We start from the raw sequence: 25,814 nt of genomic DNA on the forward strand, positions 1-25,814 counted from the left end.
CCATGTCGCGCCGCGCCGCGCTCAGTTCACCGCGAGCCGGTACGTCATCCGCCCGAAGCCGACCTGGTCGCCCTCGCGGACGACTGCCGCGCCGACGACCCGACGCCCGTTCACCGTCGTGCCGTTGGTCGACCCGAGGTCCCGCAGCACCCACAGGCCGCCCTGCCGGTGGAGCTCCGCGTGCACCCGGGAGACCGTCTCGTGGTTGAGCCGCAGCCCGTTGGCGGGATCGCGCCCTATGCGCAGCGGGTGGTCGGTCGCCGGATGGGGCAGCAGCAGCTTCGGCAGCCGCTCGGCCCGCCATGCCCCGCGCAGCCGTACCGTGAACCCGGAGACCGCCTCCACGGAGGAGAACAGCACGCGCGAGAAGCGGCCCCCGGTGGGCAGGTCGGCGGTGAGCGGGGCGAGTTCCTCGGGAGACCGGGCGGCGAGGGCGAGTTCCATGCGCCGGATGAACGTGTCGTGGGACAGCCGTCCCACGGCGGCGCCGTCCCGCAGCACCTTCAGCGCCTTGTCCCGCTCCACGTCGGAGATCCGCGCGGGGTACGTGTTGAACTCGAAGGACGACGTCACGCTGCTGATTGTCGGCCAGCGCGGGGCGGACTGTCCAGGAGACCGGAGAAGAGCCGTCCCGGCCGTCCCCCACGGTTCCCTCACCTCCGGCAGCGACACCCACCGCAAAAGGATCATTCTCCGGCGGATCGGTCTTTCATGCAGCACGATGGACGGGCTACATCACGGTGAGCAGACGAAGGGGAACCGTCCGTGCAGTTCGAGGTGTGGGCACCGCAGGCCGGCAGAGTGACGCTCCAGTGCGACGGCGTCACGAGCGCGTTGGCGCGCGATCCGGAACGAGAGGGGTGGTGGCGCGGGGAGGCCGACGCGCGCGACGGCTCCCGGTACGGCTTCTCTCTGGACGACGGGCCCGTGCTGCCCGATCCGCGCTCGCGACGGCAGCCGGAGGGGCCCGACGGGCCGAGCGCGGTCGTCGACCACGAGGCGTACGCCTGGCGCGCGGCATGGGACGGGCGCCCGCTGCCCGGCGCCGTCCTGTACGAGCTGCATGTGGGCACGTACACGCGCGAGGGCACCTTCGACGCCGCCGCCGAGCGGCTGGAGCACCTCGCCGGACTGGGCGTCACCCATGTGCAGCTGATGCCGGTGTGCCCCTTCCCGGGCCGCCACGGCTGGGGGTACGAAGGGGTCTCGCTGTGGGCGGTGCACGAGCCGTACGGCGGACCGGAGGCACTGAAACGGTTCGTCGACCGCGCGCACGGTCTGGGGCTGGGCGTCGTCCTCGACGTGGTGCACAACCATCTGGGACCGTCGGGGAATCACCTCCCGCGGTTCGGCCCGTACTTCACCGACACCCACCACACCCCGTGGGGCGCCGCCGTCAACCTGGACGCGCCCGGCTCCGACGAGGTGCGGGCGTATCTCGTGGAGAGCGCACTGGCGTGGCTGCGGGACTACCGGATCGACGGGCTGCGCCTGGACGCCGTGCACGCGCTGGGCGGACACGCGCGCGTACCACTTCCTCGAGGAGCTGTCGGCGGCCGTGGACGCGCTGGCCGCCGACACCGGCCGGCCGCTGTTCCTGATCGCCGAGTCGGACCGGAACGACCCCCGGGAGATCACCCCGCGTGCGGAGGGCGGCCACGGGCTGCACGCGCAGTGGAACGACGACTTCCACCACGCCCTGCACACCGCGCTGACCGGTGAGTCGCAGGGCTACTACGCCGACTTCGCGCGCGCCCCGTTCGCGGCCCTCGCCAAGACGCTCCGCGGCGGTTTCTTCCACGACGGCACGTACTCCACGTTCCGCGGGCGGCGTCACGGCCGGCCCCTGGACCGCACGCGGGTCGCCGGGCACCGGCTTCTCGGCTACAGCCAGACCCACGACCAGGTCGGCAACCGGGCCCGGGGGGACCGGCTGGCCGCGCTGGTCCCCCCGGGCCTGCTGGCCTGCGCGGCGGCCCTGACCCTGACGGCCCCGTTCACGCCGATGCTGTTCATGGGCGAGGAGTGGGCGGCCGACACGCCCTGGCAGTTCTTCACCGACCACACCGACGCCGAGCTCGCCAAGGCGGTGCGCGACGGCAGACGCCGGGAGTTCGCGGCGCACGGCTGGGCCGAGGAGGACGTGCCCGATCCGCAGGACCCCGCCACCCGTGACCGCTCCTGCCTCGACTGGTCGGAGCCGGAGCGCGAGCCCCACGCGCGCGTGCTGGCCTGGTACCGGCGGCTGATCGCCCTGCGGCACGCTCAGCCGGACCTCACCGACCCCGACCTCGCCGACACCAAGGTGGTGCACGACGAGGAGCGGCGCTGGCTGGCCTTCCGGCGCGGGGACGTGCTGGTGGCCGTGAACCTGGGCGGCGAACCGGTCCCGATCGCGCTGGGCGTCCAGCACGCGCGCGTGCTCGCCGCCTGGGAGCCGGTCGACGTACCGGGCACCGACGGGGTGCTGCGCCTGCCCGGCGAGTCCGCGGTGGTGCTGCTGCAGGAGTGAATCCGACCACTCATGGGGAGCGGTAATGGCAGAACATTCGTGTGGAAGGCGGAAGTTGAGAAACGACCCCGCCATCGGGCTGCATCGCGCACCGCATGCGGAGTACTCTCCTTGATCGTTGGGGCTGGGAGTGCTCGGGGGAGCGGAAGGCGGTGCGCGGGTGGGTTCGGGAGGGCTGGAGCTGCCCCCTGGTGACGAGGGTCACGAGGGAAACTCCACGGACGTCCCGCCCGGTGCGGTGTCGTTGGCGCGGCCGATGGACGCGGGTTCGATCGGGCCGGACCTGGACTGGGGCGCCGACGACTGGCGCGAGGTGCGGACCCGTGCCCAGCGGGCCGGCCGCGCCTACATCTGGCTGAACCTCGTCGAACAGCGGCTGCGCTCGGTCGTCGCCGCCGTGCTGCGTCCGATCTACGAGCCGATGCACGGCGACGACTGGGTGGTCGCCGCCGCCGGACCCGCCGGACAGGAGTGGGTGCAGCGCGCGGTCGCGGTGCGCGAGGTCAGCCGCCGCAAGGGCTATCTGCTCGACCCGGCCGACGACAACGTGCTCTCCTTCCTCACGCTCCCTCAGCTTCGGGAGCTGATGGTCCAGCACTGGCCGTGCTTCGAGCCGTACTTCGACGACCGACGGGACGTCGAACTGGCCCTGGACGAGCTGGAGGTCACCCGTAACGTCGTCTCCCGCAACCGGGCGCTGTCCGAGGCGGTGCTGAACCAGGCCGAGCGGGCCTCGGCGCGGCTGCTGGAGATGCTCGGCGCCGACGGCGACGTGCCGTCCGCGCGCCGGCTGCCCGTCGACGCGGTGGAGGACCTGGTCGGCGACCGGTACGCGGACGTGGTCGCCGTCCACCCCGACCGGGTGCGGCTGCTCCGCCAGTTCCCGGCCGAGGACATCTTCGGCGGCGCCCGCCGTCTGGACGCCATCGGCATAGGCCTCAACCTGCTGGTGCAGAACTTCTCCGGGCGCCGTCTGGTGCGGCTCGCCGAATCCGGCTGCCGGGTGCGGCTGCTGTTCCTCAACCCCGCCTCCAGCGCGGTCAAGCGCCGCGAGCGCGAACTCGGCCTCAAACGGGGGGAACTCGGCCGCGCGGTCGAGATGAACATCCTCCACATGCGCCGGGTGCGGTCCCGGCTGCGCGACCCGGGAGCCTTCGAGATCCAGGTCTACGACGAGACGCCCCGCTGCACGGCGTACCTCGTGGACGGGGACGGCGCCGACGGCGTCGGCGTGGTGCAGAACCATCTGCGCCGGGCCCGGGGGATGGAGGCACCGGTGCTGGTGCTGCGCAACGGCAGCAAGGTGGTCAAACCGGGTGAGGCCGAGGAGGGCGGGCTGTTCCCCACGTACCGCGAGGAGTTCGAGCAGATGTGGATGGATTCACGCCCGGTGTCGTGAATGCCCGCCTTGCGGTCGCCCGTCATGAACCCTCCCGATCGGTGAACGGAAGGCGACCTTCGGGTTGTCAGTGGCGCGTGCGAAGGTGGGAACCACTGGGGGAACGCACCACACAGAAGGGGGACGGCCCATGGGCTGGCACCGAGAGCTGCTGATCGGCTTCGACCTGGAGACGACCGGCACCGACCCGCACGAGGCGCGGATCGTCACGGGGGCCGTGATCGAGGTCAGGGACGGGGAGCCGCTGGGGCGCCGGGAGTGGCTGGCCGACCCCGGGGTGCCCATTCCGGCGGAGGCGGTGGCCGTGCACGGCATCAGCGGTGAGCGGGCGGCGGCCGAGGGAAGCCCCGCCGACCAGGTGGCCGACGCGATCGCCGACGTCCTCACCGCCCACTGGAGCGCGGGCGTCCCGGTCGTCGCCTACAACGCCACGTTCGATCTGACGCTGCTCTCCGCCGAGCTGCGCCGGCACGGGCTGCCGTCGCTGCGCGACCGGCTGGGGGGCGTCGACCCCGCCCCGGTCATCGATCCTTACACGATCGACCGCAGTGTCGACCGTTATCGCCGTGGCAAGCGGAACCTCGAAGCGGTCTGCGCGGAGTACGGCGTCGCGCTCGACTCCGCGCACGACGCGGCGGCCGACGCGCTCGCCGCGGCCCGGCTGGCCGGCGCGATAGCCGGCCGCCACCCGAAGGTCGCGGCCCTCGGCCCGGCGGAGCTGCACCTCCGCCAGATCGAGTGGTACGCCGAATGGGCGGCGGACTTCCAGAGCTTCCTGCGCCGCAAGGGCGACGCCACCGCGACCGTCGACGGGACCTGGCCGCTGCGCGAGCCGGCCGGCGCACGGGTCTGACCCGGCGGCCCCGGGAAGCCCCGGCGGAGCGTGGCGGACCTCAGGGCGGACCTCAGGGAGGCGCTCGCCGTCGGGGTGCCAGGAATCAGAACGGGTACCAGCGGACGGTCGGGTCGCCGTCCCGGAGGGACGCCACGCGGCGCTTGAACTCGGCCAGGGCCTTCGGGTTGCTCGGCGCGTGCTGGGAGACCCAGGCGCAACTGGCCGTCTCCCGCGCGCCGCGCAGCACCGCGCAGCCCTCCCAGGCGCGCACGTCCCAGCCGTACGTCTCGGTGAAGGACGCGTACGCCTCGTCCGACAGCCCGTAGCGGTCGTGGGACAGGGCCATGACCACCAGATCGTGCTCGCGCAGATCGGCCGAGAAGGTCTCCAGATCGACCAGGACCGGCCCGTCCGGCCCGACGTGCACGTTCCGGGGCAGCGCGTCCCCGTGGACGGGTCCCGGCGGCAGACGGGGCGTCAGCGCCGCGGCGGCCGCCGCGAAACCGTCGCGCCGTTCGCGCAGGTACGCGGCGTCCTCGGGGTCGATCGCCTCGCCCGCGAGCCGCAGCCAGCGTTCCACACCGCCCAGCAGCTCGCGGGGCGGCAGCCCGAAGGAGGGGGTGGGCAGGGCGTGCACCACCCGCAGCAGTGCGGCCAGGTCACGGGGTTCGGCGGGCCGTACCGGCGCGGGCAGCCGGTGCCACACCGTCACCGGGTGCCCCTCGACCAGCAGCGCCCGGGATTCCGCCGCCCGCACCGCGGGTACGTCGGCCTCGGCGAGCCACAGTGCGACGGCCAGCTCCCGGCGGGCCCGCTCCAGCAGGCCGCCGTCGCGGCCGACCTTGACGACCAGGTCACCGGCGGCGAACACCGCGTTCTCGCCCAGGGCGAGCAGCCGCGCGTCCCGGGCGGCCGCGCGCCCCGACAGTACGCCCGCCGCCGCCAGGACGTCCCGTGCCCGTGCCTCGTCCATCCGTCCGCCTCCGTGCCTGTTCCTGTGCCCGCATCCGGTCGTCCGACCGTGTCCGCACCGTCGGTAAGTCTCGCATTCGCACAGGTCGGCCGAGTGCGGCGTGTCCCGGTACCCGGCGCGGCGGGCCGGCGAGTGGGAAGGCGACGGATTCCGGAGGTGCGGCGTCGGCACCCTGAATCCGGTTGCACGAGACGTATCGTCTCGTCTAAGGTCGGGGCATGACCCGCCCCGCTCACATCGCCATGTTCTCCATCGCCGCCCACGGCCACGTGAACCCGAGCCTCGAGGTGATCCGCGAACTCGTGGCGCGCGGCCACTGGGTGACGTACGCGATCCCGCCGGTCTTCGCGGACAAGGTCGCCGAGACCGGAGCCGAGGTGAAGCTCTGGAACTCCACGCTGCCCTCGCCCGACGACGACCCGGAGGCGTGGGGGAGCACCCTGCTGGACAACGTGGAGCCGTTCCTCGACGACGCGATCCAGGCGCTCCCGCAGCTGATCGAGGCCTACGAGGGGGACACCCCCGACCTGGTGCTGCACGACATCACCTCCTATCCGGCGCGCGTGCTCGGCCACCGCTGGGGCGTGCCCGTGGTCTCCCTCTCACCGAACCTCGTCGCCTGGGAGGGATACGAGAAGGAGGTCGGCGAGCCTATGTGGGAGGAGCCGCTGAGGACCGAGCGCGGCCAGGCCTACTACGCCCGCTTCCGCGCCTGGCTGGAGGAGAACGGGATCACCGAGCACCCCGACCCGTTCGTGGGCCGCCCCGCCCGCTCCCTCGTCCTGATCCCGAAGGGCGCTGCAGCCCCGTGCCGACCGGGTCGACGAGAGCGTGCACACCTTCGTCGGGGCCTGCCAGGGCGACCGGAGTGCCGAGGGGCGGTGGCAGCGGCCCTCCGGCGCGGAGCAGGTCGTCCTGGTGTCGCTCGGGTCCTCGTTCACCAAGCAGCCGGACCTCTACCGGGAGTGCCTCAAGGCCTTCGGCGACCTGCCCGGCTGGCATCTGGTGCTCCAGATCGGCAAGCACGTCGACCCCGCCGAACTGGGCGAGGTGCCGGCGAACGTCGAGGTGCGGTCCTGGGTGCCGCAGCTCGCGATCCTGAGACAGGCCGACCTGTTCCTCACCCACGCGGGTGCCGGCGGCAGCCAGGAGGGGCTGGCCACGGCCACACCGATGATCGCCGTACCCCAGGCGGTGGACCAGTTCGGCAACGCGGACATGCTCCAGGCGCTCGGCGTCGCCCGGCACGTCCCGGCCGGGGAGGCGACCGCCGAGGCCCTGCGCGCGGCGGCCCTCGACCTCGTCGGCGATCCGGAGGTCGCCCGTCGGCTGAAGGAGCTCCAGGCGGGGATGGCCCAGGAGGGCGGCACCCCCAGGGCGGCCGACCTCATCGAGGCGGAGCTGCCGAAGCGGCGGTAGCCGTTTCACGCAGTCCGCGCCGCCCCGCCCGGCTCCGTCCCGCGCGGGCACGGCCGCCGTGCCCGGCCCCGCGGGGCGCGACGGCCGCCCTATCGTGTGGGCATGGCGACGACATACGCGGCGCTGCTGCGCGGGATCAATGTGGGCGGCAGCAGAAGAGTCCCGATGGCCGAACTGCGCACCTTGATGGAAAGCCTCGGCCACGAAGCGGTGCGCACCCATCTCCAGAGCGGCCAGGCCGTGTTCACCTCCCCGCGCGGCGACGAGGAGTCGCTGGCCGCCGGACTCGCGGAGGCGATCGAGCGGCACTTCGGCTTCGCCGTCGACGTGATCGTGCGCGACCACGCCTACTTACGGGGCGTCGCCGACGCCTGCCCGTTCCCGGCCGCCGAACTGGCCCCCAGGCAGCTCCACGTCACCTACTTCTCCGCCGCCGTCGACGCCGACCGCTTCGCGCGGATCGACGGGGCGGCCCACCTGCCCGAGGAGTTCCGCCTAGGCGACCGCGCCCTCTACCTGTACGCACCGGACGGCCTCGGCCGCTCCAAACTCGCGGAGCAACTGGCCAAGCCCCGGATCACCAGGGGCGTCATCGCCACCACCCGCAACTGGAACACCGTCGTCAAGCTCGTGGAGCTCACCCGTGCATGAGGAGAACATGGCCGTGGACGCCGCCATCGAGGGCGAACTGAAACTCCTGGACCCCGAGGTGCGCCGCTCGCCCGAGCGGGTCGGGGCGCTGCTGCATCCGGAGTTCGTCGAGTTCGGCGCCTCCGGACGGATCTGGGACCGTGACTCGATCATCGCCCTGCTCGCCGGCGAACACGTGTCGGGGGACCTGGCCGGCACCGTCTCCGACATCAAGGCCACGCAGCTCGCCCCCGACGTCGTCCATCTCACCTTCGAAACGGACCACAACGGCCGCCGCGCACGCCGCAGTTCGCTGTGGCGTCACACCGGTCAGGACTGGCTTCTCTACTTCCACCAGGGGACGCTGTTCGACCCGGACGAGGAGTGACCGGCCGGTGCGGGCCCGGGACCGCACACCCTTGAGCCCGCGCCCTCAGGCCCCCAGCCCCACCGCCGCCAGCGCCGGAGTCCGCGCCGCGTCGTACCGCTCCAGCAGGACCCGCGCCACCTCGGGGGCCGGGCCCAGCACGTCCGCCAGCACGTCCGCCGCCGCCGCGCCCCGCGCGATGCGGTCCGGGAGGAAGCCCGGGGCGAGCACGTACGGGGCGACGGCGACGCGCTCACAGCCGAGGGCGTGCAGCTCCCGCACCGCGTCCTCGGTGCGGGGGAAGCCCGCGGGAGAACCGGCGGAGGCGAACGCGGGCCGCACGGCGCACCAACCGGTGTGCCGCCACTCCCGCGCGATTGCTGCGATCACCGCGATCGCCTCCGGGTCGGTGGACCCCGCCGAGGCCAGGACGACCCCGGTCGAGGACTTGTCGGCGGGGTTGAGACCCGCCTCGTACAGCCGGCGTTCCAGCGCGGCGAGGAGCAGGGGGGACGGGCCCAGGACGTCCGCCTGACGGACGCGCAGCCGGGCGGGCGCCTCCGCGAGGACCGCCGGGATGTCCGTCTTGGCGTGGAAGGCGCGGGTCAGCAGCAGGGGGAGGGCCACCACGTCGCGCACCCCCTCCGCCGCGAGGGACTCCAGCACCCCCGGCACGGAGGGGATGTTGAAGTCGAGGAAGCCGGTCTCCACCCGCAGCCCCGGCCGCAGCGACCGCACCCGCCGTACCAGGGCGTGCACGGTCGCGGCATGCCGCGGATCGCGGCTGCCGTGGGCGATGACGAGAAGTACCGGTCGGCGCATGGTCGGCTCAGTCCTTCGCCAGCAGGCCGCGGCTGCGCAGGACCCACCGCTCCAACGGGCTGAAGATCAGCAGGTCGATGGCGATCCCCACGGTCAGGATCAGCAGGATCGCCTCGAACACCATGGCCATGTCGCTGGCGTTGCGGCCGTTCTCCAGCAGCTGCCCGAGGCCGATGCCGAGGTCCGGGAACGACGCGATGATCTCCGCGGCCATCAGCGAGCGCCAGGAGAACGCCCAGCCCTGCTTCAGGCCCGCCACATAGCCGGGCAGCGCGGCCGGCAGCACGATGTGCCAGGTGCCCTTCAGCCCCGTCGCGCCGAGCGTGCGGCCGGCCCGCACGAACAGGGGGGACACCTGGTCGACGCCGGAGACCAGGCCGTTGGCGATGGAGGGGACCGCGCCGAGCAGGATCACCGCGTACATCATCTGGTTGTTCAGGCCCAGCCAGATCACGGCCGGCGGCACCCACGCCACCGACGGCAGGGACTGCAGCCCGGACAGGATCGGGCCGAGCGCCGCGCGCACGAATTTCACCCGCGCCACCAGCAGGCCCAGCGGGGTGCCGATCAGCAGCGCGAAGAAGAAGCCGAGCAGTCCGCGCGAGACGCTGGTCCAGATGTAGCCGAGCAGTTCGCCCTCGAGCCACGCCTGCCGCAGGACGTCCCACACGGCGCCCGGCGAGGGCAGCTTGGTGGGATCGTCGACGATCCTGAACGAGACCAGCGCCTGCCACACCGCCAGCACCAGGGCGACGGCGAGGACCGGCGGCAGGATCTTCTCGACGAACGTCCGACGCCACGGTGTGCGGCCCCGCTGCACCGTCTCCAGTGCGTCGAGCCCCGCCTCCAGACCGGCGAGGTCGCCGCCGTCCTTGGTGGTCGTCTCAGTGCTTGCCATGACGGCGGATCTCCCCACGGAGTTCTTCGGTGATCTCGACGGACAGTTCCGCCACCGCGGTGTCCTCGATACGGCGCGGGTGCTCGATGTCCACCGTCCACTGGCGGGCGATCCGGCCCGGCCGGGACGACAGCAGCACCACCCGCCCGGCGAGCCGGACGGCCTCGCGCACGTTGTGCGTGACGAACAGGACGGACAGCCCGCCCGCGGCGGAGCCGCTGGTGTTCGCAGTGCGCCAGACCCGGGTCAGCTCGTCGTGCAGCACGTCCCGCGTGATGGCGTCCAGCGCCGCGAACGGCTCGTCCATCAGCAGCAGCCTGCTCTCCTGGGCGAGCGCCCGCGCCAGCGCCACCCGCTGGCGCATACCGCCGGACAGCTCGTGCACCCGCTTGCCGTGGGAGCCCCCCAGCCGGACCAGTTCCAGCAGCTCCTCGACCCGGCCGCGGCGCTCGGACTTCGGCACGCCCCTCAGCTTCAGGGCGAGTTCGATGTTCTTGCCCGCGGTCAGCCAGGGGAACAACGCGTGCTCCTGGAACATCAGCGCCGGGCGGCCGTCCGTGCTGATCGTGCCGGCGCTGGGCCGGTCGAGGCCCGCGACCAGGTTGAGCAGCGTGGACTTGCCGCAGCCCGAGGCGCCCAGCAGGGTGACGAACTCGCCGGGTGCGACATCGAGGCTGATGTCGTCCAGCACGAGCTGCTGTCCGCCGGGCGTGCCCGGCGCTGGGAAGGACTTCGAGACGTGCTCGATCCGGGCGGCGTGGGTGGCTGCCGTCTCGGTGCCGTCGGCGGCCTTGGCGAGGGTCGTGGCCATGGTCGTCACCTCCTGGGACGTTTCTTCGGGATCAGGGGTCAGCCGGCGCCGAGACCGGCGTCGTCGAAGGCGGGTGCGCCCTCGGCCGCGAGGACCTTGTTGAGGAGCGTGAGGTCGTAGACGCCGTTCAGGCCGGGCTTCTCCAACAGGCCCGCCGCGACGGCGTGTTCCGCCTGGGCCTCGAGGGTGGCGGCCAGCGGGTCGTCGGTGAACCGGATCGACTTCCACGCCGGGTCCAGTACGTCGGCGGGCAGGGCCTTGCCGGAGTCGGCCGCCAGCTGCTCGTTGGCGGCGGCCCTGGCCTCGTCCGGGTGGGCGTTGATCCACCGGTTGGTCTCGACCGACGCCCTGAGCACCGCCTCGACGGCCTTCGGGTGCTTCTCCAGGAACTCCTGGCGCACGACGATGTTCGTGATGACGAACTCCTCCCCGGGCCACAGCGAGGCCTCGTCCAGCAGCACCTTCCCGCCCTCGGCGACCAGTTTCGACGCGGTGGGCTCCGGCACCCACGCCCCGTCGACCGACCCGGCCGCGAAGGCGTCCGGGGTCACCTTGTTGTCGCTGCGGACGACCGTCACATCGCCTTTGCCGCTCTGCGGATCGACCGTCCAGCCCTGTTCGGAGGCCCAGTTGAGGAACGCCACGTCCTGCGTGTTGCCGAGCTGCGGTGTCGCGATCCGCTTGCCCTCGACCTCCTCGAGGGACTTCACCCGGTCCGGGTTCACCACCAGCTTCACCCCGCCGGACGCCGAACCGCCGATGATCCGCAGGTTCTTGCCGCGCGACTTGACATAGCCGTTGATCGCCGGGGAGGGGCCGATCCAACCGATGTCGATGGAACCGGAGTTGAGCGCCTCGATCTCGGACGGCCCCGCGTTGAAGACCGCGTACCGGGCCTCGGTGGCACCGAGCTCCTTCTGGAAGAAGCCCTTCCGGTTGCCCACCAGCGCGGTCCCGTGGGTGAGGTTGCCGAAGTAGCCGATCCTGACCGAGTCGAGGCCGTCGGTCTTCCGCGCCCCGGCGGCGATGTCGGCCGCGCCCTTGTCCTTGGCCTGGGAGCCGTAGCCGCACCCGGTGAGGGCGAGCAGTACCAGCGTGGCCGTCACGGCGAACGCGCGGCGCGGGGCGGATGTGGCAGGCACGACAGGTGTTCCTCTCGGAGGCCCGGCGGTCACGGACTCTCAGGTCGCGGCCGGGCGGTCGGCGGGTTTTCGCCTACGGCGACGGGTGCTGAGGGCGCGGGGGCGGTGCGCGCACGTCATCGCGCACATCGGGCCACCCCGCCCTGCCCGCTCCCCGGAGCCCCACTCCCGACACGTCCGCCCTCCTTGGCGAACGTGACGTGGAAACCGGTGGAGTTCATGTTCAGAAGTCCCATCCCTCGTCCTCGTCCGCGCCCTTGACGGGCTCGGGAGCGGCGAAGGACTCGCCGGCCATGCCCGCGGTGAGCGTGGTGCCGTCGTTCGGATCGATGAGGATGAACGAACCGGTGCGCCGCGAGTTCGCGTACGAGTCGGCCGGCAGCGGCTCGGCGGTACGGATCTTCACCCGGCCGATGTCGTTGGCGACGAGCTGCCCGGGGTGCGGGTGCAGGGACAGGTCGTCCAGCGTCAGCCGGGCCGGGATGTCCTTCACGATCGCCTTGACCGTGCGGGTGCCGTGCTTGAGCAGCACCCGGTGGCCGACGGTCAGCGGCTGGTCGGCGACATGGCACACGGTGGCCTCGACGTCCTGGGTGGTGGCCGGCGCGTCCTTGCTCGGGACCAGCAGGTCACCGCGGGAGATGTCGATGTCGTCCGCCAGCAGCAGCGTCACCGACTGCGGTGTCCAGGCCGCCTCGACGGGCTTGCCCAGCAGGTCGATCCCGGTGATCGTCGTCGTCCGGCCGGACGGCAGCACGGTCACCTCGTCGCCGGTGCGGAACGTCCCCGCGGCGATCTGACCGGCGTACCCCCGGTAGTCCGGGTGCTCGGCGCTCTGCGGCCGGATCACGTACTGCACGGGCAGCCGGGCGTGGCAGTGCGCCAGGTCGTGGCTGACCGGCACCGTCTCCAGGTGCTCCAGCACCGTCGGGCCGCCGTACCAGTCCATGTGCGCCGACGGCTCCACGACGTTGTCGCCGACGAGCGCCGAGATCGGGATCGCGGTGACCTCCGGCACGCCCAGCTCGGTCGCGTACGCCGTGAACTCCTCGGCGATCCGCGCGAACACCGCCTCCTCGTAGCCGGTCAGGTCCATCTTGTTGACGGCGAGGACGACATGGGGCACGCGCAGCAGGGCGGCGATGGCGGCGTGCCGCCGGGTCTGCTCGACGACGCCGTTGCGGGCGTCGACCAGGATGACGGTCAGCTCCGCGGTGGAGGCACCGGTGACCATGTTGCGGGTGTACTGCACATGGCCCGGGGTGTCGGCGAGGATGAACCGGCGCCGCGGCGTGGCGAAGTAACGGTACGCCACGTCGATGGTGATGCCCTGTTCCCGCTCGGCCCGCAGCCCGTCGGTGAGCAGGGCGAGGTCGGGGGCCTCCTGGCCCCGGCTCACCGATACCCGCTCCACGGCCTCCAGCTGGTCGGTGAGGACCGACTTGGAGTCGTGCAGCAGCCGGCCCACCAGGGTGGACTTGCCGTCGTCCACGGAACCGGCGGTGGCGAACCGCAGCAGGGTCGTCTCCGTGAGCGCCTCACTCGTGATCGTGCTCATGTTTAGAAGTACCCCTCGCGCTTGCGGTCTTCCATCGCTGCCTCGGAGAGCTTGTCGTCGGCGCGGGTGGCCCCGCGCTCGGTGAGGCGCGAGGCGGCGATCTCGGTGATGACCTTCTCGATGGTGTCGGCCCCGGAGTCGACCGCGCCGGTGCAGGACATGTCGCCCACCGTCCGGTAGCGGACGAGCCGCTTCTCGACATGCTCGCCGTCCTTCGGGCCGCCCCAGTCGCCGGCGGTCAGCCACATGCCGCCCCGCCGGAACACCTCGCGCTGGTGGGCGTAGTAGATCTGCGGGAGTTCGATCCCCTCGCGGGCGATGTACTGCCACACGTCCAGCTCGGTCCAGTTGGACAGCGGGAACACCCGGACGTGCTCCCCGGGCGCGTGCCGGCCGTTGTAGAGGTTCCACAGTTCGGGCCGCTGGCGGCGGGGGTCCCACTGGGAGAACTCGTCACGCAGGGAGAACACCCGCTCCTTGGCGCGGGCCTTCTCCTCGTCGCGGCGGCCACCGCCGAACACGGCGTCGAACTTCTCGGCGGCGATCTTCTCGGTGAGCGGCAGCGTCTGGAGCGGGTTGCGGGTGCCGTCGGGGCGTTCGCGCAGCACTCCGCGGTCGATGTAGTCCTGCACGGAGGCGACGTGCAGCCGCAGCCCGTGCCGCGCGACCGTGCGGTCGCGGTAGTCGAGGACCTCGGGGAAGTTGTGCCCGGTGTCGACGTGCAGCAGCGAGAAGGGGATGGGCGCCGGAGCGAAGGCCTTCAGCGCCAGGTGCAGCATCAGGATGGAGTCCTTGCCGCCGGAGAAGAGGATCACCGGGTTCTCGAACTCGCCCGCGACCTCGCGGAAGATGTGCACCGCCTCCGACTCGAGGGCGTCGAGGTGGGAGAGGGTGTACGGCTCGGCCGCACCGCCGGTGCCCTCGCCGCCCGTCTCGACCGTGGCCACGGTTGTCATGCCAGTCCCCTTTCGCTCAGCAGGGCGTGCACCGCCGCGGCGGATTCCTGGACGGTCTGGTGCTGCGACTCGATGCGCAGATCGGGCGAGACGGGAGCCTCGTACGGGTCGTCCACCCCGGTCAGCCCAGTGAGCTCACCCGCGGCCTGCTTGGCGTACAGACCCTTCACGTCGCGTGCGGAGCACACCTCGACCGGGGTCGCCACATGCACCTCGAGGTACGACGTGCCGTTCGTCTCGTGACGCTTCCGGACCGAGTCCCGGCTGTCGGCGTACGGCGCGATCACCGGGACCAGCGCGGTGACGCCGTTGCGGGCGAGCAGTTCGGCGACGAAGCCGATGCGCTGCACGTTGGTGTGCCGGTCCTCGCGGCTGAAGCCGAGGCCCGCGGAGAGGAACTCGCGGATCTCGTCGCCGTCGAGCAGTTCGACACGTCGGCCCTCCGCGCGCAGCCGTCCGGCCAGTTCGTGGGCGATGGTGGTCTTGCCTGCGCTCGGCAGACCAGTGAGCCAGACGGTGGCTCCGGTCGTCACGTCGGTCTCCTGGTTCGTGGCGGTCGTGAGGGACGTCGGGGGCGCTGAGGGCGTGGTCATGGTCAGCCGTGCAGTCCGCACTCGGTCTTGGCGCGGCCCGCCCAGCGTCCGGCGCGGGCGTCCTCGCCCTCCAGCACGCGGCGGGTGCAGGGGGCGCAGCCCACCGAGGCGTAGCCGTCCGTCAGCAGCGGGTTGGTGAGCACGCCGTGCTCGGCGACGTAGGCGTCCACGTCGTCCTGGGTCCAGCGGGCGATGGGGGAGATCTTGACCTTCCGCCGCTTCTCGTCCCAGCCGACGACCGGGGTGTCCGCCCGGGACGGGGACTCGTCGCGGCGCAGCCCGGTCGCCCAGGACAGGTAGTCCCGCAGACCCTCCTCCAGCGGCCGCACCTTGCGCAGCGCGCAGCACAGGTCGGGGTCGCGGTCGTGCAGCTTCGGCCCGTACTCGGCGTCCTGCTCCGCGACCGTCTGCCGCGGGGTGAGCGTGATGACGTTGACGTCCATCACGGCCTCCACCGCGTCCCGGGTGCCGATGGTCTCCTCGAAGTGGTAGCCGGTGTCGAGGAACACCACGTCGACGCCGGGCAGGGCGCGGGAGGCGAGATGGGCGACCACCGCGTCCTCCATCGAGGAGGTCACGCAGAACCGCGGACCGAAGGTCTCGGCGGCCCACGTCAGGATCTCCAGTGCGGAGGCGTCCTCCAGGTCGCGGCCCGCCTGCTCGGCCAGCGCCCTCAAGTCGTCGGCGGAGCACTCTTCCTGAGCCACCGTCATATCCGGTCCCCTCCTGTGTCGGGTCCTGTGTCGGGTCGCTCGAGTCCGCGGGCGAGCAGCCCGAGGAACTTCAGCCGAAAGCCCCGATTGCACGCCCCGCACTCCCAGGCCCCCGGTCCCTCCTCGCCGGGACGCAGGTCCTCGTCACCGCAGTAGGGGCAGTAGAAGGGCGCGGCCCGCTCACTCACGACAGCGCCTCCGCATCGGCGCGGGCCGCCCAGACGGCGAACCGTTCGCCCTCCTCGCGCTCCGCCTGGAAGCGCTTCAGCACCCGCTCGATGTAGTCCGGCAGCTCGTCCGAGGTGACCTTCAGACCGCGCACCTTGCGGCCGAACGCGGGGTCCAGGCCGAGGGCGCCGCCCAGGTGCACCTGGTAGCCGCTGACCTGCCGGCCCTCGGCGTCGGTGACCAGCTGCCCCTTGAGGCCGATGTCCGCGGTCTGGATACGGGCGCAGGCGTTCGGGCAGCCGTTGATGTTGATGGTGAGCGGCTCGCCGAAGTCGGGCAGCCGGCGCTCCAGCTCGTCGATGAGCTCGCTGCCGCGTTCCTTGGTCTCCACGATGGCGAGCTTGCAGAACTCGATGCCCGTGCAGGCCATCGTGCCGCGCCGGAAGGGCGACGGCTCGACCCGCAGGTCCAGCGACTCCAGGGCGTCCACGAGCGAGTCCACCCGGTCCTGCGGCACGTCCAGGACGATCATCTTCTGCTCGGCCGTGGTGGAGACCCGCCCCGAGCCGTGCTCCTCGGCCAGCGCGGCGACCTTGGTGAGCAGCGAGCCGTCCATCCGGCCCACCCGCGGTGCGAAGCCGACGTAGAACCGGCCGTCCTTCTGGCGGTGCACCCCGATGTGGTCGCGCCACTGCTGCGCGGGCATCTCGGGCGCCGGACCGTCGATCAGCCTGCGGCCCAGGTAGTCGTCCTCCAGCACCTGGCGGAACTTCTCCGGCCCCCAGTCGGCGACCAGGAACTTCAGTCGCGCCCGGTTGCGCAGCCGCCGGTAGCCGTGGTCGCGGAAGATGGAGATGACGCCTTCCCACACGTCGGGCACGTCCGCCTCGGGCACCCAGGCGCCCAGCCGCACCCCGAACTTGGGGTTGGTCGACAGACCGCCGCCGACCCACAGGTCGAAGCCGGGACCGTGCTCGGGATGGACGACGCCGACGAAGGACACGTCGTTGATCTCGTGGGCGACGTCCAGCAGCGGGGAGCCGGAGACGGCCGTCTTGAACTTGCGCGGCAGGTTGGAGAAGCGCGGGTCGCCGATGTAGCGGCGGGCGATCTCGTCCAGCGCCGCCGAGCCGTCGATGATCTCGTCCTCGGCGACACCGGCGACGGGGGAGCCGAGCATGCCGCGCGGGGTGTCGCCGCAGGCCTCCGTGGTGGACAGGCCGACCGCCTCGAGCCGCTCCCAGATCGCGGGCACGTCCTCGATGCGGATCCAGTGGTACTGGATGTTCTGCCGGTCGGTGATGTCGGCGGTGCCGCGGGCGTAGGTCTCGGCGATCTCACCGATCACGCGCAGCTGCTCCGTGGTGAGCCGTCCGCCGGTGATGCGGACCCGCATCATGAAGTACTTGTCCTCGAGTTCCTCGGGCTCCAGCACGCCGGTACGGCCGCCGTCGATCCCGGGGCGGCGCTGCGTGTACAGGCCCCACCAGCGCAGGCGGCCGCGCAGGTCGTTGGGGTCGATCGAGTCGAAGCCCCGCTTGGAGTAGATCGTCTCAACACGTGTCCGAACGTTGAGACCGTCGTCGTCCTTCTTGAACTGCTCGTTGCCGTTGAGCGGGGTGAAGTGACCCGCGGCCCACTGACCCTCTCCGCGGTGACGGCTCACCTTGCGGCGGGGGGTCGCGGCGGCAGGATTCTGCGGGCTGGCGGCCATGGCTGATACGTCCTTCGGGACAGGCGGGAGACGGCTCTGACCTGCGCATGACGACACAGGCACAAGTGCGCGTCATCACGCGGGAGTTCAGTCGAGGAGAAGCGGGGTGGAACGGAGGGAGGAAGGGCTGTCGGGTACTGCTGAACGTGCTCTCAGCGCGCCGGACAGATGGCGCTGGACATACGGCCGAGGTCGACGTGACGCCGACTCACCAAGGCGATTTCCGTTCCAGGCATGACGGAAGCGTGGCACGGAGATCTGGACACAGTCCAGCTTCATCCATGATGCGGACGTGCCTGTCTCGGAATGAGAGACGCGGGTGTCCTTGGTCCCAGGAGGCCCGGGCGCTCTCGTCCACGCGGTCCACGTGGGGTGGGCGGCGCCGCCCGGGTGGGGCGGGCGCGCCGTCGAGGGGGATGAACGTGCTGCTCAGGCGGGGTGGGCTCCCGGCCACGGGCCCGGTGTGGCGACCTCGGGCTCTTCCTCGACCTTGGTGTCGAACAGCCTGAAGCCCCGGCGCCGGTAGTTGTCCATGGCGTACTCGCCGTCCTTGCTGCACGTGTGCAGCCAGACCCGCCTGGTGGGCTTCAGACCGGGCCGGCGCTCCGCCAGGTCCCAGGCCCGCGCGACGCCGTACGACAGCAGGTGCCCGCCGATGCGCCGGCCCCGGAAGGCGGAGATCAGCCCGAAGTAGACGATCTCCACGACCCCGTCGTCCTGTGCCTCCAGCTCCACGTACCCCGCGGGCGTCCCCCGGTCGTAGGCCACCCAGGTCTCCACGCCGGGCCGGTCCAGGTGCTCCAGCCACTGCGCGTACGTCCACCCCAGCCGGTCGGTCCAGCGGATGTCACCGCCGACCGAGGCGTACAGGAAGCGGCTGAACTCGGGGGAGGGCACCTCGGAACGGGCGATCCGCACATCCCCCTCGGGCACGGCGGCCGGCAGGAGATCGGTGGGCGCGGTCTGCTCCAGGGACCAGGTGGTCACGGCGATGGTCGTCATGCCGGAAAGGGAACCATCCGGCACGGACATCTGTCGAACGCCTGATGGACGAGGTGGAGGGCCCAAGGGAGTGGTCGGGCCGGACCGGGCCCTAGTCGAGGGAGCGGTCGACGGAGTCCAGGGGCAGTGCGAAGAGCATGCGGCCGGACTGGGACCACACCTCGCCGGTCTCCTGCCAGTAGGAGAGGGACGCCGCCGGCCCGCTCCAGCAGCGGTGCGTCTCGTCCGCCCCGCACCGGGTGGGCCGCGCCCCCTTCCCGTCCTGCCGCCACAGCGTCCCGCGCTCCTCCGGAGTCCCGGTCATCCGGCCCAGATACCAGCCCGACCCGTACGACAGCACGCTGCGCACATCCGTCAGTTCCGTCTCGTACGCCGCGACCACGTCCGCCTGCCCCACCGAGTCCGTGGCCAGCAGACCCCCGCGGGAACGGTCGTCGTCGAACGCGTACCGCCACAGCCGGGTCGGCCCGTCGTGCTCCTTCGGCACCGCCTCGTGCGCGACCAGGCTGTCCGGCGCCGTGCTGCGGTCCAGCGAGATACCGCCCGGCTGCGGGGCGTTCACGTCGGCCGTCCGGTACGAGGCGACGGCCGGCAGTACGTACCGCGCCCCGGCCGCCGACCAGCCGCCGGGCACCCGCCCGACCGTCGCACCGTCCACGGTGGCCCGCTGGACGCGGTCCACGTCGTACACGTACAGCGCGCTGCCGTCCCCCCGGCCGGCGGTGACCAGCAGCTTGTCCTGGTACCAGACCATGCCGGACACGGGGGAGACCAGCCCCCGGTAGTCGTGGCCGTCGTCCACCGGGACGGCGAGCTGCGCCCAGGTGTAGCGGAGGTCGTCGGGGTCGCCGGCGTCGATGAACGCGACGCGCGCGAGACCCTGACCCGGGCCGGCGGCCGCGGGGCCCTCCTCCGGGGTGCCGTCCGCCGAGGTGCCGCCCTGACTCCAGCCGGAGAGCACCACACGGCTCGGACCCCAGCGGCCGTCGTCGTCGGCGTCCCCGGACGTGGTGACGGCGCCGGAACGCCAGCCCTCGACGTCGGCGCCGTCCCAGCAGTACGCGCGCGTGGCGGCCGGTTCGACGGGCAGCGCCCGCCTGTCGTCCTCCGGACAGGCCGCCGCGTCCCGCAGGAAACCGTCGGAGTCGTCGAGCACGGCCCGGACGCCGACGGGCCGGCCCATCTCCGCGGAGAGCCGGTCGAGCCACTCCGGGGGCACACTGCCCTCGGTCAGCCGCAGCGGCGCGGTCTCGGCGGACGCGGTCAGCGGCTTCAACGCCCCGGGGTCGTCGGCATCGGTGGCCTGTGACGTGCTGATCATGGTGGCCGCCGCGGTGAGCGCGAGCGCGGTCCCGGCCAGCGTGGCCCGCAGCGCCCTGCCCCGCCTGCGACGGCGATGTCTGCCGCGATGCTTCATAACGTCCTCCCGAGGCAAGCCAACTGCGTCCGGTGGTCCGACCGTTGACCGTGGAGCAGGTGGGGTGGCCCGTAGAGGGATGCTACGGCAGGGGGACCCGCCGAGGGACGAAGACCCTGCAAATACGCGGAACACGTGACCCCGGCGGCCCGGACACGCCCCGGAGCCGCCCCCGGGACGGGGTGACGGGCCGGCAACACCACTCAGGTCTCAGGTCTCAGAGCACAGGCTTCAGGACTCCGGGTGCCGGCGCCCGCCCAGCGCCGGAGCCGTCGAGTGCGGGAGGAGGTCACGCGGGTCGTCCGGAAGGAGGACGTCCACCTCGGCATCCTCCACGAACCGGTACGGGCGGTGTTCCAGCAGACCGCCGAGATAGCGCCGTACCCGGGACATCTCCGCGCGCACCGTCACCGTACGGCCCGGGTCCCCGAACAGGTCCTCGGCCAGACCCGCGGCGCTGCGGCCGGTCCGCCGCACGGCCAGCAGATACAGCAGCTCGGCGTGGCGGGGGCTCAGCCTCCGGGACCAGGAGCCCGCCCCGCCGGACACCTCCACCGACCCGCCGCGCGGCCCCCGGAGGTCCAGCACGATCCGGCTCGCCGCGCGGGTCACCGGCTCGTCCGCCACCCGCACCAGCCAGCCCCCGGCCAGCGGCTCCAGCGAGCACCGGCCCAGCGCCGGCAGCCACCGCGTCCCGGCCGACACCGGTCCGGGCAGCGTCAGCCGTCTCTCGTACGGCATCCCGGTCACCGCGGCCGTCCACCCGTACCGGTCCACCACCAGGGCCCGCCCGCCGACCCGGGCCAGTACCGGCGCCGCGATCGCCCGCAGCCGCTCCAGCGACAGCAGATGGTGCTCCCGCAGCCGGGCCTCGGCGAGCTTGGCCACCGCCTCGACCCAGGCCAGCGTGGCCGGATGCATCGTCTCCAGCGGCCCGCTCACATCCACCACACCGATCGGCCGCCCGTCCCGGGGATCGGTCAGGGGCGCCCCCGCACACGTCCAGGAGGCCTGCGACCGGGCGAAATGCTCGGCGGCGGAGACCTGCACCGGCCGCCCGGCCACCGCGGGGGTGCCCACACCGTTGGTGCCGACGACGTCCTCACGCCAGTCCGCGCCCACCGCCAGACCGATGCCGTCCGCCTTGCGCAGCACCGTCGGACTGCCCTCCCGCCACAGCACCCGGCCGTCCGCGTCGGCCACCACCATGATGTGGCAGGCGACGTCCGTGAACGGCAGCAGCCCCTCCCGCAGCACCGGCAGCACATGCCGCAGCGCCGAACCCTCCCGCCGCCGCTGCACCTCGGCGCGGGACAGCAGCCCGGCCCGGGCGTCGTGGTCCGGGTCGACGCCGCTGCGCAGCATCCGCTCCCAGGACCGGGCGATCACCGGGCGGGGCGCCATGGGTGCGCGCCGCCCGGCGAGCGTCGCGCTGCGGACCTCGTTCAGCATCCGGGCCGTGAGCGTCGTGTCGACGCCGGTCAGTTGCGTCACGTCCGTCGGCGAGAGCACCACTAATCCTCCCGGGCAAGGGCTCGGAGGGCAGCCGCACCCACGGCCCGCGGCCGCGCCCCCGAGATCCGTTCTGACTGTCCGTCCCATAGTGCCGTGTGCCCCCGGCGAGGGCTGCAGTACCGGCACGGACAGCGGCAAGTTGCAACCCTCTGCAACCCTGGTGAAGCGCCCCGCACTGTTTGAAACTTGAGCGACGCCGTCCCGAGCGGCGTCCACGGCTCCACGGGGCCTGTGCGGCGGGGGTGGTGCCGTGTCGGCGCAGCACCACCCCCGCGTCACGCCGGCTCCGGCCGGGCCCGTGCCACGACCGCCGCGAGGTCGAGGGTGTGCGGCAGCGTCCCGAACGACGCGCCCCCGTCACCGCCCAGCCGGGCCGCGCAGAACGCGTCGGCGACCTGCGGCGGCGCGTACCGCACCAGCAGCGAGCCCTGGAGCACCAGCGCGAGCCGCTCCACCAGCCGCCGCGCCCGCCCCTCGACACCCTCCAGATCGGCCAGCTCGGTCAGCAGGCCCCGGATCGCGCCGTCCAACCGGTGATCGGCCCCGCGCGCCTGCCCGACCTCCCGCAGATACGCGTCCAGCGCCCCCGGCTCCCGGCGCAGCGCCCGCAGCACGTCCAGCGCCTGGACGTTGCCCGCGCCCTCCCACACCGAGTTCAGCGGCGACTCGCGCACCAGCCGGGGCATCCCCGACTCCTCCACGTACCCGTTGCCGCCCAGGCACTCCGCCGCCTCCACGACGAGGGGCGCGCACCGCTTCGTCACCCAGTACTTGGCCGCCGGCACCGCGATCCGCAGCAGTGCCCGCTCCTGCTCGCCCCCGTCGTCACAGGCCGCGGCCAGCCGCAGCGCCAGCGTGGTGGCCGCCTCCGACTCCAGGGCGAGATCGGCCAGCACGTTGCGCATCAGCGGCTGGTCGACCAGCTTTCCGCCGAACGCCTCCCGGTGCGCGCAGTGGTGCACCGCCTGCGCGACGGCCTGCCGCATCAGCCCCGCCGAGCCCAGCACGCAGTCCAGCCGGGTCGCCGCCACCATCCCGATGATGGTGTGCACTCCGCGCCCCTCGTCCCCGACCCGCCGCGCCCAGGTCCCCGCGAACTCGACCTCGGCGGACGCGTTGGACCGGTTGCCCAGCTTGTCCTTGAGCCGCTGGAGGAGGAACACGTTGCGCGAGCCGTCCGCGAGCACGCGCGGCACCAGGAAGCACGTGAGGCCGCCGGGTGCCTGCGCCAGCACCAGGAACGCGTCCGACATGGGCGCCGAGCAGAACCACTTGTGCCCGGTCAGTTCGTACGCGCCGTCCTCGGCCAGCGGCCGCGCGGACGTCGTGTTCGCGCGGACGTCGCTGCCGCCCTGCTTCTCCGTCATGCCCATCCCGAAGAGCACGCCGGCCTTCTCGTGGGCCGGCCGCAGGCCCCGGTCGTACACCGGCGACGCCAGCCGCGGCTCCCACTCGGCGGCCAGCGCCGGGTCCGCGCGCAGGGCGGGCACGGCCGCGTGCGTCATCGACAGCGGGCAGCAGGTGCCGGCCTCGACCTGCGTCCACACCACGAACGCCGCCGCCCGCCGCACATGCCCGCCCGGCTGCCCCCACGCGCCCGTCAGCCCCGCCGAGACCCCCTTGCCGAGCAGCCGGTGCCAGGCCGGATGGAAGTCGACCTCGTCGATCCGGTGCCCGTACCGGTCGTGGCTGCGCAGCCGCGGCGGGTTCTCGTCGGCCAGCACCCCCCACTCCTGCACCTGCGCGGAACCGGAGGTCCGGCCGAGCGCCGACAGTTCGGACCGGCCCTCGTCCAGCACCGCCGGGTCCAGATGCCGCTCGACCGCCTCCGTCAGCGCCCGGTCGGCGGCGAACACGTCGTACTGCGTCAGCGGCGGTGCCTGGTTGGTCACGGTGTGGGTGCTCCCTGCCATGACGACGAACCTACCCGCCGCCCCCGCCACCGTCTCACCTCGTGACCCTTCGGGTGAGGACGGCCAGACACGGCGGATACCTTTGGGTCGTGCAGCCAGCAAGCGAACCCCCCGACGCGCCCTCCGGTCGACTTCACAGGGCCCGCGCCCTGTATCGCAATGTCTCCAAACGCAAGACCGTCTGGCTGCTGCTCAAGGACACCGTCAACTCCTGCATGGAGTACCGCATCCTGGGCCTGGCCGCCGAGGCGGCCTTCTTCACCCTGCTGTCGGTGCCCCCGCTGCTGCTCAGCATCATCGGTCTGCTCGGCTACGTCGACTCCTGGACCGGCGCCGACACCATCCAGAGCCTGCAGACCAACCTCCTCGAGGCGTCCCGCACCGTGCTGTCCGACCGGGGAGTGAAGCAGATCGCCGAGCCGATCCTGCACGACGTCACGAAAGGCGGCAGACCCGACGTCATCTCCATCGGCTTCCTGTTCGCCGTGTGGTCGGGCTCCCGCGCGGTGAACGTCTTCATCGACACCATCACCGTGATGTACGGCCTCGACGGGGTGCGCGGCATCGTCAAGACCCGCCTGGTGGCCTTCCTGCTGTTCATCGCGGCCCTGCTGATCGGCTCGGTCGCACTGCCCCTGATGGTGGCGGGCCCGGACGCCGTCGTCCGCGTCGTCCCCTGGTCGACGACGCTCGTGCAGATCCTGTACTGGCCGGTGGTGATCCTGCTGTCGGTCGCCTTCCTGACCACGCTCTACCACGTCTCCGTACCCGTGCGGTCCCCGTGGATCGAGGACGTGCCCGGCGCGCTGGTCGCCCTCGCCATGTGGGTGATCGGCAGCATCCTGCTGAGGATCTACCTGACCAACACCGTCGAGGGCCCCACCATCTACGGCTCCCTCGCGGCCCCCGTCGCCGTCCTGCTGTGGATCGGCGTGTCCGCCTTCGCCGTGCTCGTGGGGGCCGCGGTCAACGCCGCCATCGACCGGGTCTGGCCGGCCGCCGCGACGGCCGCCGCCCGCGAGGCCAACGAGCGGCTGCGGCAGGAGCAGGTCGCCGAGTACGTCGCCCGCACCTCCGCCGCGGCCGCCACCGACGACGACGCCGACCCGGACATGCCCGCCGAGTTCCCCGAACGCTGGTCCCGCTTCCTGCCCCCCGAGGACGTCACGGCCCGCCTGCGCACCCACATGAAGAACAGCCACCACCCGAAAAACGGCGAGGAGCAGACGGGGCCGTCGGACGACGAGAAGTGAGGCCGAACGTCCGGCGGCGACGAATCCCACCAGGAATCCCCAGATCCCGGTTTGGTCACGGAGAACGGACAGAGTTGCTTCTTAGGTAAGGCAAACCTTAAATAGGCCTGACCCTCACCTTGGAAAGGCTTTGTCATGAGACGTCCCTCCCTCCGCGCGATCGGAACCCTCGCCGCCTCAGCCCTGCTCGTCCCCCTGGCGACCGCCTGCGGTTCGGGCAACTCGGACGACAAGGGAGCAGGCTCCGGTACCGAAGCCGGGGGGAAGAGCGAGGGAGGGACGCTCGTCGTCTACTCCGGCCGCAACGAAGATCTCGTCGCGCCGCTCATCGAGAAGCTGGAGAAGGCCACCGGCTCCAAGGTCGAGGTGCGCTACGGGGACAGTGCCGAACTCGCCGCCCAGCTCCTCGAGGAGGGCGACAGGACCGACGCGGACCTCTTCTTCTCGCAGGACGCCGGCGCACTCGGCGCCCTGGGCAAGGAGGGCCGTCTCGCGGCGCTGCCGCAGAAGTCCCTCGACACCGTCGACAAGGCGTTCCGCGCGGAGAACGGCGACTGGGTCGGTGTGTCGGGGCGGGTCCGCGTCATCGCCTACCACGGCGACAAGGTCGCCGAGGCACCGGACAGCGTGCACGAGCTGACCGAGCCGGAATGGAAGGGGAAGGTCGGCTACGCGCCCACCAACGCCTCGTTCCAGGCCTTCGTGACCGGCATGCGGGTCCTCGAGGGCGACGACGCCACGCGCAAGTGGCTGAAGGACTTCCAGGCCAACGACCCCCAGGTGTACGAGAAGAACGGCGCGGTCCTCGACGCCGTCGACGACGGCAAGGCCGAACTCGGTCTGATCAACCACTACTACTGGTACGAGAAGGCCGCCGAGGTGGGCGCGGACAAGCTCAAGGCCAAGCTGCACTTCCCGACGAAGGGCGACCCGGGCGCGCTCGTCAACGTCGCGGGCGTCGGGATCGTCAAGGGCAGCGACCAGAGCGCCGCCGCGCAGAAGGCCGTCGACTTCTTCCTGGCGAAGGAGGCGCAGACCTACTTCGCCGACGAGACCCACGAGTACCCGCTGGCCGCCGGAGTCACCGGCGGGGACGACCTTCCGCCGCTCGACTCCATCGACGCGCCGGAGATCGACCTGAGCCGGCTGGAGTCCCTCCAGGTCACGCTGGAGATGCTCCAGGAAGCCGGGATGGTCTGAGCGG

Annotated in this window: 23 protein-coding genes and 2 pseudogenes; 8 read left to right on the forward strand and 17 right to left on the reverse strand. The window is 72.3% G+C overall.

Annotated features, from left to right (window positions below):
* Positions 1–21: 21 nt before the first annotated feature.
* Positions 22–573 (reverse strand): FHA domain-containing protein, encoded by a 552-nt coding sequence (locus ACVW19_RS27450; RefSeq protein WP_457462626.1) that lies wholly within the window; start codon positions 571–573, stop codon positions 22–24.
* A 192-nt stretch (positions 574–765) separates the two neighbouring features.
* Between ACVW19_RS27450 and treZ the strand changes: the two are divergent.
* The 3 genes and pseudogenes from treZ to ACVW19_RS27465 all read left to right on the forward strand — a co-directional run bounded on the left by treZ (position 766) and on the right by ACVW19_RS27465 (position 4,764).
* Positions 766–2,512 (forward strand): annotated as a pseudogene (treZ, locus tag ACVW19_RS27455) (malto-oligosyltrehalose trehalohydrolase).
* A gap of 160 nt (positions 2,513–2,672) precedes the next feature.
* Complete coding sequence (locus ACVW19_RS27460; protein ID WP_457462628.1) at positions 2,673–3,911, forward strand: SAV2148 family HEPN domain-containing protein; 1,239 nt, start codon at positions 2,673–2,675, stop codon at positions 3,909–3,911.
* A gap of 130 nt (positions 3,912–4,041) precedes the next feature.
* The gene (locus ACVW19_RS27465) at positions 4,042–4,764 is read left to right on the forward strand and encodes an exonuclease domain-containing protein (protein ID WP_457462629.1); all 723 of its coding nucleotides are present in this window, start codon (positions 4,042–4,044) and stop codon (positions 4,762–4,764) included.
* 85 nt (positions 4,765–4,849) lie between these two features.
* On the opposite strand, the gene ACVW19_RS27470 is transcribed toward ACVW19_RS27465, so the two are convergent.
* Positions 4,850–5,719, reverse strand: a complete 870-nt coding sequence (locus ACVW19_RS27470) for an aminoglycoside phosphotransferase family protein (RefSeq protein ID WP_457462631.1) — start codon at positions 5,717–5,719, stop codon at positions 4,850–4,852.
* A gap of 218 nt (positions 5,720–5,937) precedes the next feature.
* On the opposite strand from ACVW19_RS27470, the pseudogene mgt reads away from it, so the two are divergent.
* The 3 genes and pseudogenes from mgt (at position 5,938) to ACVW19_RS27485 (ending at position 8,156) form a co-directional block, all read left to right on the forward strand.
* Positions 5,938–7,138, forward strand: a pseudogene (gene mgt / locus ACVW19_RS27475) (macrolide-inactivating glycosyltransferase).
* A gap of 102 nt (positions 7,139–7,240) precedes the next feature.
* Entirely contained in the window at positions 7,241–7,789 is a 549-nt protein-coding gene (locus ACVW19_RS27480; protein WP_457462632.1) for a DUF1697 domain-containing protein, read from the forward strand.
* Positions 7,782–8,156 (forward strand): nuclear transport factor 2 family protein, encoded by a 375-nt coding sequence (locus tag ACVW19_RS27485; RefSeq protein ID WP_457462634.1) that lies wholly within the window; start codon positions 7,782–7,784, stop codon positions 8,154–8,156. Before ACVW19_RS27480 ends, ACVW19_RS27485 begins: the two co-directional genes overlap by 8 nt.
* A 45-nt stretch (positions 8,157–8,201) precedes the next feature.
* Here ACVW19_RS27485 and ACVW19_RS27490 read toward each other — a convergent pair whose 3' ends face one another.
* The 15 genes from ACVW19_RS27490 to ACVW19_RS27560 all read right to left on the reverse strand — a co-directional run bounded on the left by ACVW19_RS27490 (position 8,202) and on the right by ACVW19_RS27560 (position 23,357).
* Complete coding sequence (locus ACVW19_RS27490; RefSeq protein WP_457462636.1) at positions 8,202–8,957, reverse strand: sirohydrochlorin chelatase; 756 nt, start codon at positions 8,955–8,957, stop codon at positions 8,202–8,204.
* 7 nt (positions 8,958–8,964) lie between these two features.
* The gene (locus ACVW19_RS27495; protein ID WP_457462638.1) at positions 8,965–9,855 is read right to left on the reverse strand and encodes an ABC transporter permease; all 891 of its coding nucleotides are present in this window, start codon (positions 9,853–9,855) and stop codon (positions 8,965–8,967) included.
* Positions 9,842–10,666: an ABC transporter ATP-binding protein gene (locus ACVW19_RS27500; protein WP_457462640.1), complete on the reverse strand. Its 825-nt coding sequence runs from the start codon at positions 10,664–10,666 to the stop codon at positions 9,842–9,844. The genes ACVW19_RS27495 and ACVW19_RS27500 overlap by 14 nt, the downstream gene beginning before the upstream one ends.
* A gap of 38 nt (positions 10,667–10,704) precedes the next feature.
* Positions 10,705–11,808: an aliphatic sulfonate ABC transporter substrate-binding protein gene (locus ACVW19_RS27505; RefSeq protein WP_457462642.1), complete on the reverse strand. Its 1,104-nt coding sequence runs from the start codon at positions 11,806–11,808 to the stop codon at positions 10,705–10,707.
* 223 nt (positions 11,809–12,031) lie between these two features.
* On the reverse strand, positions 12,032–13,366 hold the full coding sequence (locus ACVW19_RS27510; RefSeq protein WP_457462644.1) for a sulfate adenylyltransferase subunit 1: 1,335 nt from the start codon (positions 13,364–13,366) through the stop codon (positions 12,032–12,034).
* Positions 13,367–13,368: 2 nt separating this feature from the next.
* On the reverse strand, positions 13,369–14,322 hold the full coding sequence (gene cysD, locus ACVW19_RS27515) for a sulfate adenylyltransferase subunit CysD (RefSeq protein ID WP_457462646.1): 954 nt from the start codon (positions 14,320–14,322) through the stop codon (positions 13,369–13,371).
* Complete coding sequence (gene cysC, locus ACVW19_RS27520; protein ID WP_457462648.1) at positions 14,319–14,915, reverse strand: adenylyl-sulfate kinase; 597 nt, start codon at positions 14,913–14,915, stop codon at positions 14,319–14,321. The genes cysD and cysC overlap by 4 nt, the downstream gene beginning before the upstream one ends.
* Before the next feature lie 2 nt (positions 14,916–14,917).
* Entirely contained in the window at positions 14,918–15,628 is a 711-nt protein-coding gene (locus tag ACVW19_RS27525) for a phosphoadenylyl-sulfate reductase (protein WP_457462650.1), read from the reverse strand.
* Positions 15,625–15,816, reverse strand: a complete 192-nt coding sequence (locus ACVW19_RS27530; protein ID WP_457462652.1) for a hypothetical protein — start codon at positions 15,814–15,816, stop codon at positions 15,625–15,627. The genes ACVW19_RS27525 and ACVW19_RS27530 overlap by 4 nt, the downstream gene beginning before the upstream one ends.
* The gene (locus ACVW19_RS27535; RefSeq protein ID WP_457462654.1) at positions 15,813–17,510 is read right to left on the reverse strand and encodes a nitrite/sulfite reductase; all 1,698 of its coding nucleotides are present in this window, start codon (positions 17,508–17,510) and stop codon (positions 15,813–15,815) included. Before ACVW19_RS27535 ends, ACVW19_RS27530 begins: the two co-directional genes overlap by 4 nt.
* Positions 17,511–17,662: 152 nt before the next feature.
* Positions 17,663–17,746, reverse strand: a complete 84-nt coding sequence (locus tag ACVW19_RS27540) for a putative leader peptide (protein WP_457464806.1) — start codon at positions 17,744–17,746, stop codon at positions 17,663–17,665.
* A 193-nt stretch (positions 17,747–17,939) separates the two neighbouring features.
* Positions 17,940–18,512 (reverse strand): GNAT family N-acetyltransferase, encoded by a 573-nt coding sequence (locus ACVW19_RS27545; RefSeq protein WP_457462656.1) that lies wholly within the window; start codon positions 18,510–18,512, stop codon positions 17,940–17,942.
* Positions 18,513–18,603: 91 nt separating this feature from the next.
* Complete coding sequence (locus ACVW19_RS27550) at positions 18,604–19,929, reverse strand: hypothetical protein (RefSeq protein WP_457462658.1); 1,326 nt, start codon at positions 19,927–19,929, stop codon at positions 18,604–18,606.
* Between the two features lie 231 nt (positions 19,930–20,160).
* A complete protein-coding gene (locus ACVW19_RS27555) occupies positions 20,161–21,444 on the reverse strand; it encodes a GAF domain-containing protein (RefSeq protein ID WP_457462659.1) in 1,284 nt (427 codons plus the stop codon).
* A 275-nt stretch (positions 21,445–21,719) separates the two neighbouring features.
* On the reverse strand, positions 21,720–23,357 hold the full coding sequence (locus ACVW19_RS27560) for an acyl-CoA dehydrogenase family protein (RefSeq protein WP_457462661.1): 1,638 nt from the start codon (positions 23,355–23,357) through the stop codon (positions 21,720–21,722).
* A gap of 89 nt (positions 23,358–23,446) precedes the next feature.
* Here ACVW19_RS27560 and ACVW19_RS27565 point away from each other — a divergent pair, with 89 nt between their 5' ends.
* A complete protein-coding gene (locus tag ACVW19_RS27565) occupies positions 23,447–24,610 on the forward strand; it encodes a YihY/virulence factor BrkB family protein (protein WP_457462663.1) in 1,164 nt (387 codons plus the stop codon).
* Positions 24,611–24,745: 135 nt separating this feature from the next.
* A complete protein-coding gene (locus ACVW19_RS27570; protein ID WP_457462665.1) occupies positions 24,746–25,810 on the forward strand; it encodes an iron ABC transporter substrate-binding protein in 1,065 nt (354 codons plus the stop codon).
* The last annotated feature ends 4 nt before the right edge of the window (positions 25,811–25,814 follow it).

The organism is Streptomyces sp. TE5632, from assembly GCF_054061295.1.